Annotated in this window: 11 protein-coding genes; 5 read left to right on the top strand and 6 right to left on the bottom strand. The window is 60.9% G+C overall.

The genetic code is table 11. The features are described from left to right. Nucleotides 1-169: 169 nt before the first annotated feature. The 5 genes from GSM73_RS16925 to GSM73_RS16905 are packed head-to-tail and all read right to left on the bottom strand — an operon-like array spanning nt 170 to nt 8538. On the bottom strand, nt 170-1576 hold the full coding sequence (locus GSM73_RS16925; protein ID WP_107321936.1) for an ATP-binding protein: 1407 nt from the start codon (nt 1574-1576) through the stop codon (nt 170-172). Continuing rightward, nucleotides 1569-3374, bottom strand: coding sequence for a DAHL domain-containing protein (locus GSM73_RS16920; protein WP_160893310.1), 1806 nt, complete (start codon nt 3372-3374; stop codon nt 1569-1571). The genes GSM73_RS16925 and GSM73_RS16920 overlap by 8 nt, the downstream gene beginning before the upstream one ends. Continuing rightward, complete coding sequence (locus GSM73_RS16915) at nt 3371-4330, bottom strand: cytochrome-c peroxidase (protein WP_160893308.1); 960 nt, start codon at nt 4328-4330, stop codon at nt 3371-3373. The genes GSM73_RS16920 and GSM73_RS16915 overlap by 4 nt, the downstream gene beginning before the upstream one ends. A 45-nt stretch (nt 4331-4375) precedes the next feature. After that, the gene (locus GSM73_RS16910) at nt 4376-6250 is read right to left on the bottom strand and encodes a bifunctional diguanylate cyclase/phosphodiesterase (protein WP_160893306.1); all 1875 of its coding nucleotides are present in this window, start codon (nt 6248-6250) and stop codon (nt 4376-4378) included. Next, complete coding sequence (locus tag GSM73_RS16905) at nt 6247-8538, bottom strand: EAL domain-containing protein (RefSeq protein WP_047230400.1); 2292 nt, start codon at nt 8536-8538, stop codon at nt 6247-6249. Before GSM73_RS16905 ends, GSM73_RS16910 begins: the two co-directional genes overlap by 4 nt. A 229-nt stretch (nt 8539-8767) precedes the next feature. Here GSM73_RS16905 and GSM73_RS16900 point away from each other — a divergent pair, with 229 nt between their 5' ends. The 4 genes from GSM73_RS16900 (at nt 8768) to GSM73_RS16885 (ending at nt 11870) form a co-directional block, all read left to right on the top strand. After that, nucleotides 8768-10132 (top strand): HD domain-containing phosphohydrolase, encoded by a 1365-nt coding sequence (locus GSM73_RS16900; protein ID WP_047230399.1) that lies wholly within the window; start codon nt 8768-8770, stop codon nt 10130-10132. A gap of 164 nt (nt 10133-10296) precedes the next feature. Then, a complete protein-coding gene (locus tag GSM73_RS16895) occupies nt 10297-10713 on the top strand; it encodes an NUDIX domain-containing protein (protein ID WP_047230398.1) in 417 nt (138 codons plus the stop codon). A gap of 24 nt (nt 10714-10737) precedes the next feature. Next, nucleotides 10738-11376: a LysE family translocator gene (locus tag GSM73_RS16890; RefSeq protein WP_160893304.1), complete on the top strand. Its 639-nt coding sequence runs from the start codon at nt 10738-10740 to the stop codon at nt 11374-11376. Then, on the top strand, nt 11373-11870 hold the full coding sequence (locus tag GSM73_RS16885; RefSeq protein WP_160893302.1) for a GNAT family N-acetyltransferase: 498 nt from the start codon (nt 11373-11375) through the stop codon (nt 11868-11870). The genes GSM73_RS16890 and GSM73_RS16885 overlap by 4 nt, the downstream gene beginning before the upstream one ends. A 230-nt stretch (nt 11871-12100) precedes the next feature. Here the strand turns inward: GSM73_RS16885 and metR are convergent, their stop codons facing one another. Then, nucleotides 12101-13018 (bottom strand): transcriptional regulator MetR, encoded by a 918-nt coding sequence (gene metR, locus GSM73_RS16880; protein ID WP_047230407.1) that lies wholly within the window; start codon nt 13016-13018, stop codon nt 12101-12103. Between the two features lie 107 nt (nt 13019-13125). On the opposite strand from metR, the gene metE reads away from it, so the two are divergent. Then, nucleotides 13126-15191 (top strand): 5-methyltetrahydropteroyltriglutamate--homocysteine S-methyltransferase (metE, locus tag GSM73_RS16875; protein WP_256676961.1); only part of this gene is annotated, 2066 nt, incomplete at its 3' end.

Below are 15191 nucleotides of genomic sequence, written 5' to 3'. Positions count from 1 at the left end.
GTGGGGCGGTGCAGGCATTCTGCGCTGGCAGCGAAAGGGCGGGCAACTGTGGCGAGGGGATTTATGCTCGCTGGGGTGGGGCAACCCCTGCTCGCTAAACAGGCGCCTCGGTTTCTGAAGACCGCATCGCCTCCATCGCGGGCAAGCCTTGCTCCCACACAGCGCGATCTCAGCTCGCCTGTTTCATCTGCCGCACCGGCAACTCCACGCGGAAGGTAGTTCCCACCCCGACCTCGCTGCGCACTGTGATCTCGCCGTTGTGTTTTTTCACGATGCCGTAGGACAGTGAAAGTCCCAGTCCCGTGCCCTGGCCGACAGGTTTGGTGGTGAAGAACGGGTCGAAGATTTTTTGCAGTGTCTCAGGCGGCATGCCCGAGCCATTGTCGGCGACTTCGATCCACACGGTGTCTTCTTCAATGCCGTTGCGCAAGGTGATGGTGCCACGCTCGGGGCCGATGGCCTGGGCGGCGTTGACGATCAGGTTCATGATCACCTGGTTGATCTGCGACGGCAGGCATTCGACTTCCGGCAACGGGCTGTATTGCTTGATCACGTCGGCCTTGTACTTGATTTCATTGGCGACGATGTTCAGCGTCGAATCCAGGCCTTGTTGCAAGTTGGCCATCTGCCATTCCTGGTTGGAGTCGACGCGGGAGAAGTCCTTGAGGTCCTTGACGATCTGCCCGACCCGACTGATGCCGTCCTTGGACTCTTTGATCAGCAGTGGAATGTCCTCGACGAGGAAGTCCAGCTCCACCTGCTCGCGCAGCTTTCTCAGATTCACTACCAGTTCCGGCGAAGAAATGGCTTGCTCGGCACTGTCATAGGCCTGGAGCATCTCCTGGAGTTTGCCAAAGTAGCCATCCAGGGCCCCCAGATTGGAAGAAATGAAACCGATCGGGTTGTTGATTTCGTGAGCGACCCCGGCGGCCAACTGGCCCAGCGAGGCGAGTTTTTCCGACTGGACCAACTGGCTTTCCAGCATCTTGCGTTCGTCGATTTCCATCTGCAGCAAAGAACTGGCCTGTTTGAACGCCTGGGTCCGCTGCTCCACCAGCTCCTCGAGTTTGCTCATCTGCAATTGCGCGCGGGAAGTCATTTCCCACTTGGTGGTCAGGGTGTTGGCCATTTGCTGGACTTCGATGTTGTCGAAGGGTTTCTTCAGAATCAGCAACCGGTCATGGCCATTGAGGCGGTCCAGCAGTTCGTCCCAGGAATAGTCCGAGTAGGCGGTGCAGACCACCACTTGCAACAGTGGGTCGTGCTTCCAGAGTTCCTCGATGGTTTTGGCGCCATCCCAGCCCTCGGGCATGCGCATGTCGACAAAGGCCAATGCATAAGGGTGCTCCGTTGCCAGCGCTTGCAGCAGTTTGTTCAGACCTTCCTGGCCGCCGTAGGCCGAGTCGAGTTCGAATACGGTGCCGGCCGGTTTCGGTGCGTCGCCGAACAAGGCGTTTTCCATGTCCAGTAGATCGACATTGACCTGATCCTCCGGCGTGAGGATTTTGCGGAAATCGTCATGGATGGCCGGTGTATCGTCGATCAACAGGATGCGGCGGTTGCTCAGATTATTCATGCTCACCTTCTGCGAGTTTCAAGGGCAGTTGCAACACGAACGTTGCTCCTGTGCCTGGTCCCTCACTGTGAGCGGTGAGGTGGCCGTTCATCTCAATGGCCGCGAGCGCGCAACTGTGCAAACCGAACCCGTGGCCTTCCTTACGGGTGGTAAAACCATGGGCGAAGATACGCGTCATGTTTTCCGCCGGGATGCCTTCGCCTTCATCCTTGACGCTGATCTGCAAGGTTTCGTCATTGACGACCGTGGCCTTGAGGGTCATGTTCCGTGCGCGGTTGGAAACTCCTGCCATGGCGTATTTAGCGTTGCTGATCAGGTTGATCAGGATCAGCAGCAAACGGTGCTTGTCGCCCAGGATCCGCGGCACGTCGCCGTACTCCTTGAGCACCGTCACGTGGTGACGGGTCAGGGCGCCGGAGTTCATGCGCAGGGCGTCTTCGAGCAGTTCGCTGACCACCAGGGGCTCCACCAGACAGTTGGCACCGGCATAGGATTGCTGGGTGGAGACAATATCCTTGATGTGATCCACGCTCTTGCTCAACTGGGCCAACTCGTCGGTAAGGCCTTGCTGTTCGACCGCGATGGCCTCCACCAACTGGTTCAGATAGCCGGGCAACAGCTTGCCTTTTTCGTCTTCGGTAAGGAAGTGCCCCAGGTCGTGGGGGTGTTCATTGATCAGTTGCATCGCCTTGCCCAGTCCCAGGGCCTTGCTGCTGCGCAGTTTACGGCTGATCAGATCGGCGGAGATGTTCACACTGTTGAGCACGTTGCCAACGTTGTGCAGCACGTTGGTGGCGATTTCCGCCATGCCGGCCTGACGGGCGGTGTCCATCAGTTCGCTCTGGGTGTCCTTGAGTTGGCGGGTGCGCTCTTCGACCCGTACCTCCAGCTCGTCGTTGGCGGTTTGCAGGGCGTTGTTGGCGCGTTTGGTTTCGGCGAAGCTGCGCATCAGCCGGATGGCCAGCCAGATCAGGATCAACACCAGGAACGTGGCGAAAACCAGCAGAAGAATATGGTTGCGCTGATGCCTGGCGGCAGCTTTCTCCTGGTCTTTGTCCAGCAGGCTGGTGATGGTGTCCAGTCGGCCGGCCACGGGAACGGCTTCGATTCCCTGCAAGAGGTCATTGACCCTGGGTTGTTCGCGCAAGATCAGCGCGATGTGCCTGCTCAGGATATCGACGGATTTTTGCAGGCTTTCCGGCAGACGCTCCTTGTTGACGTCCAGCCGATTCAGGCCTAGCAGCACTTCGGCGGCTTGCTCACGGGTGGCCAGATGGGCGAACTCCATGGAACTGAGCAACAGGTCGTAGGTATCGATGGCAACGTTTTGCAGCTGCAGTTTGTCGGCGTCCGAAAGCTGGGCGAACTGGGCCTGGATGTCATCTTCGGCGGTGGGCAGGAAGGCGAGGGAATTGCGCAGTACCGCATTGTGGGATTTGAATCTTTCCACCAGGCGGGTTTTCTCCTTCACCGCCTTGAGGTATTCGTCGCGCTCCTGTTCCCAGCTTGACGGTGCGTGGCGAGCCGGTTCCGATTCGATGGCGTTGAGGCGCTGCCACAGACGTGCCATCTCATTGAGGGGCGAGACTAGGGGGTCATAGTTTTGGCTCAAAGCCATCCGGGATTTAAGGACTTCGTTGTCCCAGATGGCGTCCTGCTGTTTGAGCAGGCGGATCAGGTCCCGAGATTCAATGTACGAGGCGGCCTGCTGTGCACTTGACTGGATGTACATGAACAGCAGGATCGACACCAGCAAGAGGCCGACGAATGCCAGACCGAGGCGACGCAGGGCGGTCATAGCGGCTTGCCCTCCCGTTCGCCGGGGAGGGGCTTGAGGAATTCGACGATCAGTTCCGTGTCGTTCTTCAAGGGTTCACGGCCCAACTGGTACTTGAACATCACTTCCACCGCGTTCTCCAGGGTAGGCGCTGACCCGGCGTGAAAGTACGGGGCGGTGATGGCGACGTTACGCAGACTCGGCACCTTGAAAACCTGGCGGTCAGCCTCGTCGCCAGTGACGTTGAAGCGGCCCTCGTCGGCCCGGGTAGGGTTGCCCCGGTCCTGGATGTAGTCGCCCATCACGCCGAATTTCTGGAACATGTTGCCGCCGATGTTCACGCCCTGGTGGCAGGCGATGCAGCCGTATTCCTTGAAGCGCTGGTAACCGAACTTTTCCCGGGGTGTGAGGATGTCGGTGTTGCCCAGCAGGTACTGGTCGAAACGTGAATTTGGGGTCAGCAGGGTGCGTTCATAGTCGGCCAGGGCACCCTGGATGTTGGCCTGGGTCACGCCGTCGGGGTAGGCATCGTTAAAATCCCGGGCGTAGTCCGGATCCTGGCCGATGCGCTTGAGCACCGTTTCCCAGGTACTGCCCATTTCCGCAGGGCTGGTCACGACGATGTGCACCTGTTCTTCCAGAGTGTCGACGCGGCCGTCCCAGAACTGATGGAAGTTCAGGCTGGCGTTGAACACCGTGGGTGTATTGAACTCCACTGGTTTACCGTCGAAGCCCAGGGAAAACTGTTTGTCGTCGGCGCCACCCTTGTCCAGGCGATGGCAACTGGCACAGGACAGGGTGTTGTTGACCGACAGCCGCGGGTCGTTGAAAAGCCGCAGGCCCAACTGGACGCGCTTGGGGTCCAGAGTCGGCACGGGAGGCAGTGGTTTGAGCGGTTCATCCAACGGCTCGGCGTGAACGGTCACGCTCAATCCCACCAGCAGGCCGAGAGCCAGAATCAGTCCATGTGACGCCATGGGATGCTTTCCTTGAAACTTTTGGTTGATGGAACTCAGGTGTGTTCACGCAAACGGGTTGTGGTGTTGTTCCCACTCGCTCATCCACAGGGCAAAGGCTTGTGGCTCCACGGCCTTGCTGAAGTAGTACCCCTGGGCTTCCTCGCACTGGTGAGCCTTGAGGAACTCCAGTTGCTCAAGGGTTTCCACGCCTTCGGCAATGATGTGCAGGTTCAGGCTCTTGCCCAGGCTGATGATGGTGCTCACCAGCTTTGCGTCATTACTGTCGATGCTCAGGTCGCCGACGAACGACTGATCGATCTTCAACACATCCACCGGAAATTTCTGCAGGTAGCTCAGGCTCGAGTAGCCGGTGCCGAAATCGTCGATGGCCAGCCGTATTCCCAGGCGCTTGACGGCCTTGAGGATGGCGACGGTGGTGTCGACGTTCTGCATCAGTACGCTTTCGGTGATCTCCAGTTCTAACTGTGTCGGGTCGAGACCGGTTTCCTTGAGGGTCCGGGCGATGCCTTCGACGAAACCGCGCTGGCGAAAATCGATGGTGGAGACGTTGACCGACAGGTAGAGCGGGCGCATGCCATCGGCTTGCCAGCGACAGGCCTGCTGGCAGGCTTCCTGGAGCACCCATTGGCTCAGCGGGACGATCAGGCCGCTGTCTTCGGCCACGGGGATGAAGTCCGATGGATAGATCAAGCCGATGTCAGGCCGGTTCCAGCGCACCAGCGCTTCGGCGCCGACCACTTTGCCGCTCCTCAGATCGATCTTGGGCTGGTAGTGCAGCACGAACTCCTTGCGTTGCAAGGCCAGGCGCAGGCCCGATTCGATGGTTTGCTGCTGTCGCGCCCGACGGTTCATGTCTTCAGTGAAAAAACGGTAGTCGTTGGGGCCGGTTTCCTTGACGTTGCGCATCGCCGTTTCGGCTTTTTTGATCAACGCCACGGCATCGAAACCGTCGGCCGGATACATGCTGATGCCCAGGCTTGCGGTAACGGTCAGGTCGTGTCCGTCGATGGGGTGGGGCGTGCTGATGGCCGTCAGCAGTTTGTCGGCCACGCCTTTGGTCTGTTGCGAGTCGGTGATGTCTCCCAGTATCACCACGAACTCATCGGAGCCGTAGCGAAACACCGAGTCGGATTCACGCACCACCGTTGCCAGCGCCCGGGCCACCCGCTTGAGCATTTCGTCGCCCACCGGGTGCCCCAGTGCGTTATTGATACGCTTGAAACGGTCCATGCCGATGAACATCACCGCCAGTTGCCGGTCGTGGCGACGGCACTGGGCCATGGCCTGGGTCAGGCGATCACCGAGCAACATGCTGTTGGGTAGCTCGGTGAGTACGTCGTATTGCAGCAAGTGGGAGACTTTCAGCAACTCCTGGACCCGTTCCTCGATGGTGCGCTCCAGACTGCGCATTTTTCTCGCCGCATCCTGGGCCAGTTGCCATTTCCAGGTCATGGCACTGGCCATCTGGCGGATTTCCAGGGTGTCGAAGGGTTTCTTCAGGATCAGCAACTGATCGTCGAACTCGATGCGTTCGGACATGGTTTCCCAGGAATAATCCGAAAACGCCGTGCACAGCGCGATTTGCAGCCGTGGGTCGGCCTCCCACAAACGCTCGATGGTTTGCAGGCCGTCCCAGCCCGGCGGCATGCGCATGTCGGCGAACACCAGCGCATAGGGCTGGCCTTCGGCCTGGGCGCGCTTGACCAGTTCCAATGCCTCTTCGCCCTGATAGGCCGAGTCGATCTGAAATTGCAGGCGGCTGACCTGGGGCGTGCCAAACAGCAGGCTTTCAGTGTCGTCCAGCGAGTCGTCGCTACCGGCGCCCGGGCTGAGGATCTTGCGGAAGTCCTGGTGGATCGCCGGGGTGTCGTCCACCACCAGGATTCGCCTGTTCGCCGGCACCGACATGGGGTTCATGGGTTGCTCTCCGATAACTGGCTGGCAGGCCGGGTCCAATGGTCCGTCACGGGAACGATGGTGCCGGCCTTGAGCAGTTCGCTGGCTTGCCCACTGTCTACGGCAGTGCTGAAGTAATGCCCCTGGGCCTGCATCGACCCGCCGCTGGACATCAGCGTGGTGCGTTGCTCCTGGGTTTCGACGCCCTCGGCAATGATCCCGATGCCCACATCCCGGGCGAAATTGATGATCGCTCGCAGCGTCATTGCGTTCTCGGGGTCGACGTTGGCGCTGTCGAGAAACCGTTGGGCGAGCTTGAGATGGTTGACCCGGTAGGTCTTGAGGTAATCGAACGAGGAGTACTCGGTGCCGAAATCATCGATGGCAATTTGTACGCCCAGTTCGCACAGACGTGGCAGCACGTCGTTGTGGGTCCACTTGGTTTGCGCCAGGGTGGCCTCGGTGACGTCAAAGCGCAGGTCCCAAGGGGCCAGTTCCCAGCGGGCGGTGGTGCGCAGCACGTCATAGATCAGCTCCGGACCGGTCTTGAGTTGCGTCAGGCAGAGGTCGATGGCGATCACCGGGGGCGCCATGCCCTGGTCACGCCACTGGCGCATCTGTTGACAGGCCTGGTCCAGCACCCAATGCCCCAGGCCAACGATGATCCCGGTCTTCTCGGCGGCCGGCATGAACGACGCCGGCTCCAGCCAGCCGCGCTCAGGGTGGTTCCAGCGCACTTGCACGCCCATGCCCAGGATTTTGCCGGTGCCCAGGTCGACCTCCGGCAGGTAGTGCAAATGCAGCTCGTTGTTTTCGATGGCCTGGCGCAGGTCATTGGCCAGGGCGACGCGGTCGGTGACTTCCTGATTAATCTCCTCGCTATGGAAATGGTACTGGTTGCGGCCCTTTTCCTTGGACCGGTACAAGGCCATGTCGGACTGTGCCATCAGGCTGTCGGCGCTTTGGCTCTGGGAGGAATACAGGCTGATGCCGATGCTCACGGAGATCCGCACTTCGTTGCCGTCCAGGGAATAGGGCGCCACCAGGGCATCCCGGATCTTGGCGGCCAGGGCGGCGCAATGGGTCGCTTCGTGGACATCCAGTTGCAGGATGGCGAACTCGTCGCCACCCAGGCGCGCTACCACGTCGTTTTCCCGGGTACAGCCCTTGATGCGTGCGGCGACCTCCTGCAGCAGCAGGTCGCCGATCGGGTGACCCAGGGTGTCGTTGATCCGCTTGAAATGGTCCAGGTCCAGGTAAAACATCGCAAACGGCGCCGCTCCCCGGCGAGCCGCGGCAAAGGCTTGATGCAGGCGCTCGATCATGGTGGCGCGGTTGGCCAGCCCGGTCAGGCCGTCGGTGCGGGCCAGCAGGGCGATTTTCTCCTCGGCCAGCTTGCGTTCGGTGATGTCAAGAATGATGCCTTCCACTTCCAGCAGCAGGCCCTGTTCGTTGCGCACCGGAATGTAGCGGTTTTCCACCCAGCGGAACGTGCCGTCGCCGGTGCGCATGCGGAACTCGATGGACGCCCCCGCCGTGTCGCGGTTCAAGACGCGGACCATGGCGTCGTCGATCTTGCTTTGGTCGTCGGGATGGATCAGGGTTTGCGCCCAGTCCGGCGAGTTGACCAGTTGCGCCGCCGCGTGGCCGAACTTGGTGATGTTGTGGGAAATGTACATCAGCGCGAACGGCGGCTCGCCACGCAGGCGATACAGGATGGTCGGGCTGTTCTGCACGATGATATTGGCGTCGGCCAGTTCCCGCGTGCGCTCCTGCACCGCGCGTTCGAGCATGTCCATTTTCAGCGCCGCGTCTTCGGTCATCTGCCATTTGACGGTCAGGGTACTGGCCATCTGGCGGATCTCGATGGCATCGAAGGGTTTTTTCAGGATGAGCAGGCGGTCGCCCAGTTCGAGGCGCTCGGCGATGTCTTCCCAGGAATAATCGGAATAGGCGGTGCACAGCGCCACTTGCAGCTTGGGGTCGACGCGCCATAGCCGTTCGATGGTTTCAAGGCCGTCCCAGCCAGGGGGCATACGCATGTCGATGAACGCCATGGCGTAGGGTTTGCCCTCGGCCAAGGCAGATTCGACCTTGTTCAGGGCTTCCATGCCCTGGAAGGCCGAATCGAGCACGAAACTCTGGCTGGCAACCGCCACAGGCGCGCCGAACAGGGCTGCTTCAGCGCTGCTCAGGCTGTCCTCGGGGATAGCATGGGGGCTGAGGATCTTACGAAAATCCTCGTGAATCGTCGGAGTGTCATCGACGATCAGGATCCGCCGGTTGGCCCTTTCCGTCGGCAGGCTCATGGCCGTGCACCGTCGCGATGCTGACTGTTGAACCGTGGATACATCTGATATCCCTTCCGTTGGCATGAGTATTCTGGCCTGTACTTGGCCCTTCATGGTCTACAGCATAGCTGTCTCATTGAGATGCGCTCGGCCGGTCAAGGCAAAATCGTGTCTAAATTCACGCAATCTACTAGCCTCTAATTCGGGGGTAGCGTAGAACAGGTGTCGTTAACAGGAGGGGGGTCCAATGGAAGATCAATCGCAGGATGTACCGGTCAGGAAGCCGACGGTACTGTTGGTCGATGATGAAGAGTCGATTCTCAATAGCCTGCGTCGGTTATTGCGCAGCCAGCCGTACGAAATCCTGCTGGCTGACAGTGGCGCCAAAGCCCTGGAAATCCTCAAGGAGCGGCCGGTCGACCTGGTCATGACCGATGCCCGCATGCCCAACATGGACGGCGCCACTTTGTTGGCGCAGATTCGCAAGCTTTATCCATCGACCTTGCGCATCCTGCTCACCGGTTATGCCGATGTGGACATGATGACCAAGGCCATCAACGAGGGGCAGTTGTATCGCTACCTCAGCAAACCCTGGAACGACGAGGAACTGGTGCAGGCCCTGCGTCAGGCCCTGGCGCACCAGCACTCCGAAAGCGAGCGCCAGCGCCTCGAAGCGCTGAACCGCGAACAGAACGAACAGCTGCGGATACTCAACACCACCCTGGAAAAACGCGTGGCGTCGCGCACCGCCGAGCTGCAGCAGACCGCCGACATGCTCGACCTGGCCTATGACGAGCTCAAGCGCAGCTATGTGACCGGCACCGAAGTGTTTTCGCTGATCGCAAACCTGCGCCTGCCCAAGGCCAAGCAGACCAACCGGCAGATCATCGAGCTGATCCGGGTCTACAGCAGGCTGCACTTTCTGGACGAGTCCACCGACCGCGACCTGACCATGGCCGCGGCGCTCTACAACATCGGCAAACTGAGCTGGACCGACAACATGATGGTCACGCCCGCCGACATGCTGCACCACACCGAGCTTGATCTTTACCGGGCCTATCCGAAGCAGAGCGAGTCGCTGCTGATGACCTTGGACCCGATGAAAGACGCCGCGCGCATCATCCTCCATCACCAGGAACGTTGGGACGGCAGCGGTTTTCCCGACCATCTGCGAGGCGAGGCCATTCCGTTCGGCTCGCGGCTGTTGAAACTGGCGGTGGACTTCATCGAACTGCAGCGCGGGTTGATCCTGGAGCGGCAGATGAACAGCGACGAGGCGCTGGTCTACATCCGCAAATACGCCGGCAAACTGTACGACCCGGGCATGGTGGAGGACTTCATCAAGGCGTGCGGTGAATACCTGGACGACGTGACCTTGTCGGATCCGACGGTGCAGGTCATGACAACCCGCGACCTGACGGCCGGCATGATCCTGGCGCGCAACCTCAACGCCGACAACGGCATGCTGTTGCTCAACGCCGGCAAGGTGCTGAGCGCGCCTCTGGTGGAAAAGCTCATTGCTTTCGAAGCGATGGAAGGGGCGCGCTACAGCGTGTTCGTCAAAATCCCCGAAGAGGCAGACCCTTCTGTGCCGAAGCCGATGTTGGGGTGATGCAGATCTGACTGAGAGTACAGTCATCCTGTGGGAGCGAGCTTGGCTCCCACAAAAACTGCTCCCACAGTGGTTTTGTGTGGCGTCTGAAGGCGGCGCCGGGCTTTGCTCCCGTCGCTGCGCTCTGTACCCTTGCGAGCATTTTCTGCCCAGGGCATTTCATCATGACCACTCCCATCATCCGCATCGCCGCCGCTCTGTTGATCGGACCGGACGGCCGGACCTTACTGGTGCGCAAGCGCGGCACCCAGGCCTTCATGCAGCCGGGCGGCAAGATCGAGGCCCATGAGCAACCGGTCCAGGCCCTGGCCCGTGAGCTGGACGAAGAGCTTGGGCTGACGATTGATCCGGCACAGGCCCGTTACCTGGGGGCGTTCAGTGCCCCGGCCGCCAACGAGCCGGGTTTTGTCGTGCAGGCTGACGTTTTTTTACTGAGCATCGATGCACCGGTTTCTCCCGCCGCCGAGATTGAAGAAGTGCGCTGGATCGACCCGGCCAGTGACAGCGATCTGCTGCTGGCGCCGTTGACAGGCGAGGTGATCCTGCCGTTTTATCGAGCCAGCCTTCTCGAGACGTGCTGACCCCAGACTCAAGGACTGACGCCCATGATTCCATTGCCGGACCTGCTGATTTTCGCCGCCGCCGCGTTGCTGATGGTGCTCACGCCCGGCCCGAACATGATCTACCTGATTTCCCGTTCGATCTGCCAGGGCCGCAAAGCCGGCGTCACCTCCCTGCTGGGGGTGGTGGCGGGCTTCTTCGTGCACATGTTTGCCGCGGCGGCGGGGCTGACGGCGGTGTTCCTGGCGGTGCCCATGGCCTATGAGGTGTTGAAATGGGCCGGCGCGCTGTACCTGTTGTGGCTGGCCTGGCAGGCAGTCAAGCCCGGCGCACGTTCGCCGTTCCAGGCCCAGCAACTGCCGGCGGACTCGACGCGCAAGCTGATCACCATGGGGTTCCTCACCAGTGCCCTGAATCCAAAGATTGCAGTGTTTTACCTGTCGGTGTTCCCGCAGTTCATCAGTCCGGAACACGGCTCGTTGTTCATCCAGAGCATCATCCTCGGGCTGACCCAGATCAGCGTCAGTTTCAGCGTCAACCTGCTGATTGCCTTGTTCGCCGCCGGCATTGCCTCCTGGTTCGTCCATAACCCCACCTGGTTGGCGGCGCAGCGCTACTTCATGGGGTTTGTGCTCGGCGCGCTGGCGTTGCGCCTGATGCTTGAACAACGGCGTTCGGCGTGAGCATTCGACGGCTTGCAGCGGGTGATGCCCAGGCGTATCGCGACCTGATGCTCCAGGCCTACGCGCTTCATCCCCAAGCTTTCACCTCCAGCGTCAGCGAGCGAGCGGCGATGCCCATGAGGTGGTGGGAATCACGTCTGAGCAGTCGGCTGGATGTGTTGTTGGGGGCGTTTGTCGAGCATGAACTGGTGGGCATTGTCGGGCTGTCCCTGGAGCCGCGGGAAAAAGCCCGGCACAAGGCCACGTTGTTCGGCATGTACGTCGCTGACTCTCATCGCCACGCTGGCCTCGGCTACCAACTGGTGCAGGCGACACTCGAAGAAGCCCGACGCCATTCGTTTTTACGGCTGGTGCAACTGACCGTCACCGCCGGCAACGATCCTGCCGTCAGGCTCTACCAGCGCTGCGGTTTCGTGCTGTACGGCCTGGAGCCGATGGCGATACGGGTGGACGAGGACTACCTCGACAAGATCCATATGTGGCTAGAGCTCTAAACCTACCGCCATCCTCTGTCCGGGGGCGGCTTCTATGGCGTGCCAACCAACCCCCCTGTGGGGCGAGCTGAACTTGCGATAGCGGCTGCACATCCACCATCACTGTTGGCTGACATACCGCCATCGCGAGCAGGCTCGCTCCCACAGGGGATTTGTGCCGTAAACACTATCGATGCCACCCAACAAATCCCTGCGGGAGCGAGCCTGCTCGCGATGGGCGCGACTCGGTATTACCGAACGGCACTCACCCCATCCAACGTCGAAAACGAAGTATCCTTGGCCGTCAGCAGAAAGTCGCGCATGTAGGGCGCATCGAGCATGTCGGTGCGCACCGCCGCATACAGCGTGGCGAACAAACCTTTCTCTCCCAGTCGCTTGGCCTTCACGTAGCCCCGCGAGCTGTATTCATGCAGTGCCCAATGGGGCATGCCGCAGACGCCACGACCGCTGGCCACCAGTTGCATCATCATCACCGTCAGTTCAGACGTGCGCACCTGGGCCGGTTCGATGTCGGCCGGTTCCAGGAAACGGGTGAAGATGTCCAGGCGATCGCGCTCCACCGGGTAGGTGATCAGGGTTTCGCTGACCAGGTCTTCGGGCACGATGTAGGGTTTGTTCGCCAGTCGGTGCTGGTTGGCTACGGCGAGCATCGCTTCGTAGGTGAACAGCGGCACGTAGGTGATGCCCGCCAGTTCCAGCGGGTCGGAGGTCACCACCAGGTCCAGGTCGCCCCGGGCCAGGGCCGGCAGTGGGGCGAAGGCGAAGCCCGAGGCCAGGTCCAGTTCGACTTCCGGCCAGGCGTCGCGGAACTGGTCGATGGTGGGCATCAGCCACTGAAAGCAACTGTGGCACTCGATGGCCATGTGCAAGCGCCCGGCGGTGCCTCCGGCCAACCGACCGATGTCCCGCTCGGCGCTGCGCAGCAACGGCAGGGTGGCGTCGGCCAGTTGCAGCAGGCGCAGGCCGGCACTGGTGAAACGCACCGGTTTGGTCTTGCGCACGAATAACTGCATGCCCAAGCGTTCTTCCAGTTCCTTGAACTGGTGGGAAAGGGCGGACTGGGTCAGGTGCAGGCGTTCGGCGGCTTCGACCAGGCTATCGGCTTCGCGCAGGGCGTGCAGGGTCTTGAGGTGGCGGATTTCAAGCACCGTGGGCTCCATGAGTAAAACTCGTGATCAACACGAAAAGGTTGAGTTTGTCTCATGTGGGGCTGGCTGTCGACAATGGCGCCATCTTTTACAGGAGGACACACACCATGGCCCTGGCCCACACCTTAGGTTTTCCCCGCATCGGCGCCGACCGCGAACTGAAAAAAGCCCTCGAAGCCTACTGGAAGGGCGACCTGGCACCGGCCGCGCTGCAAGCGGTGGGCCGTGAACTGCGGGCCCGGCACTGGCAACTGCAGAAAGAGGCCGGCATCGACCTGCTGCCGGTCGGTGATTTCGCCTGGTACGACCAGGTGCTCAGCCACACTTTGACCCTGGGTGCCGTCCCGTCGCGATTCCACAACACCCTCGACGCCCAGGCCAAGCCGACCCTCGACACCCTGTTCGCCATGGCCCGAGGCGCCACCGCTGCCTGCTGCGGAGCTGATCACGGGCAAGCCCAATACGCTCAGGAACTGACCAAGTGGTTCGACACCAACTACCACTATCTGGTCCCGGAGTTTTCCGCCGACCAGCGCTTCGCCCTGAGTTGGGAGCAATTGTTCGAGGAAGTGGACGAGGCCCATGCCCTGGGACATCGGGTCAAACCGGTGATCATCGGCCCTTTGACGTATCTGTGGCTGGGCAAGGCCAAGGGCGAGGACTTCGACAAGCTCGACCTGCTTGAACGTCTGTTGCCGGTCTACGGTGAAATCCTCAATCGCCTCAAGGCCCAGGGCGTGGAATGGGTACAGATCGACGAGCCGATCCTCACTCTCGACCTGCCCCTGGCCTGGAAAAGCGCGTTCGAGCGGGCCTATCACATCCTTCAGTATTCGCCGCTGAAAAAGCTGGTGGCGACCTATTTCAGTGGTCTGGAAGACAACCTCGGCCTGGCGGTGAGCCTGCCGGTGGACGGTTTGCACATCGACGCGGTACGGGCGCCGGAACAACTGGGCCAGGTGCTCGATCGCCTGCCGACCTACAAAATCCTGTCGGTGGGGCTGGTCAATGGTCGCAATGTCTGGCGCTGTGAACTGGAACAGGCGCTGGCGCAATTGCAGCCGGCCCAGGAGCGTTTTGGCGACAACCTCTGGGTCAGCACCTCTTGCTCACTGTTGCACAGCCCCGTGGACCTGGAGCGTGAAGACCGACTGGACCCTGAACTCAAGAGCTGGCTGGCCTTTGCCGTGCAGAAATGCGGTGAAGTGGCGGTACTGCGCGATGCGCTCAACGACCCCCAGGCACCCGGTGTGCAACACGCCTTGGCCGACAGCCGCGACGTGCATGCTCGTCGTGCCGGCTCGACACGCATTCACAAAGCCGAGGTTCAGGCCCGCCTCGCCGCGATAGGGCCACAGGACAGCCAGCGGCGCTCGCCGTTTGCCCAGCGCATGGAGCAGCAGCGCGCCCGGCTGAAACTGCCGGCGTTTCCCACCACCACCATTGGTTCATTCCCGCAGACTCCGGCGATTCGCCTGGCGCGCCAGGCCTACAAGCAAGACAAGCTGTCGGCCAACGATTATCAGGACGCCATGCACACTGAGATCCGCCATGCCGTGCAGATCCAGGAACGCCTGGGCCTGGATGTGCTGGTACATGGCGAAGCCGAACGCAACGACATGGTGGAATATTTCGCCGAACAACTGGACGGCTATGCCTTCACCCGTTTCGGCTGGGTCCAGAGCTACGGTTCGCGTTGTGTGAAGCCGGCAATCATCTACGGCGACATCAGCCGGCCGAAAGCGATGACCGTCGACTGGATCCGCTACGCCCAAAGCCTGACCGACAAGGTGATGAAGGGCATGCTCACCGGCCCCGTGACCATGCTGATGTGGTCGTTCCCTCGCGAGGACGTCTCGCGTCAGGTCCAGGCGCAACAACTGGCCCTGGCCCTGCGTGACGAAGTGCTGGACCTGGAAAAGGCCGGGATCAAAATCGTGCAGATCGACGAAGCTGCATTCCGCGAAGGCCTGCCCCTGCGACGCGGGCAATGGCAGGCGTACCTGGACTGGGCCGTGGAGGCCTTCCGCTTGAGCGCATCGGGTGTAAGCGACGAAACCCAGATCCACACCCACATGTGCTACAGCGAATTCAATGATGTGATCAAGGCCATCGCCGACATGGACGCCGATGTCATCACTATTGAAACCTCGCGTTCGGACATGGAGTTGCT

The organism is Pseudomonas sp. PICF6 (assembly GCF_009831705.1).
GTDB lineage: Bacteria > Pseudomonadota > Gammaproteobacteria > Pseudomonadales > Pseudomonadaceae > Aquipseudomonas > Aquipseudomonas rhizophila.
The sequence above is the reverse complement of the archived record's forward strand: the minus strand, read 5'-3'. Positions and strand labels throughout refer to the sequence as shown.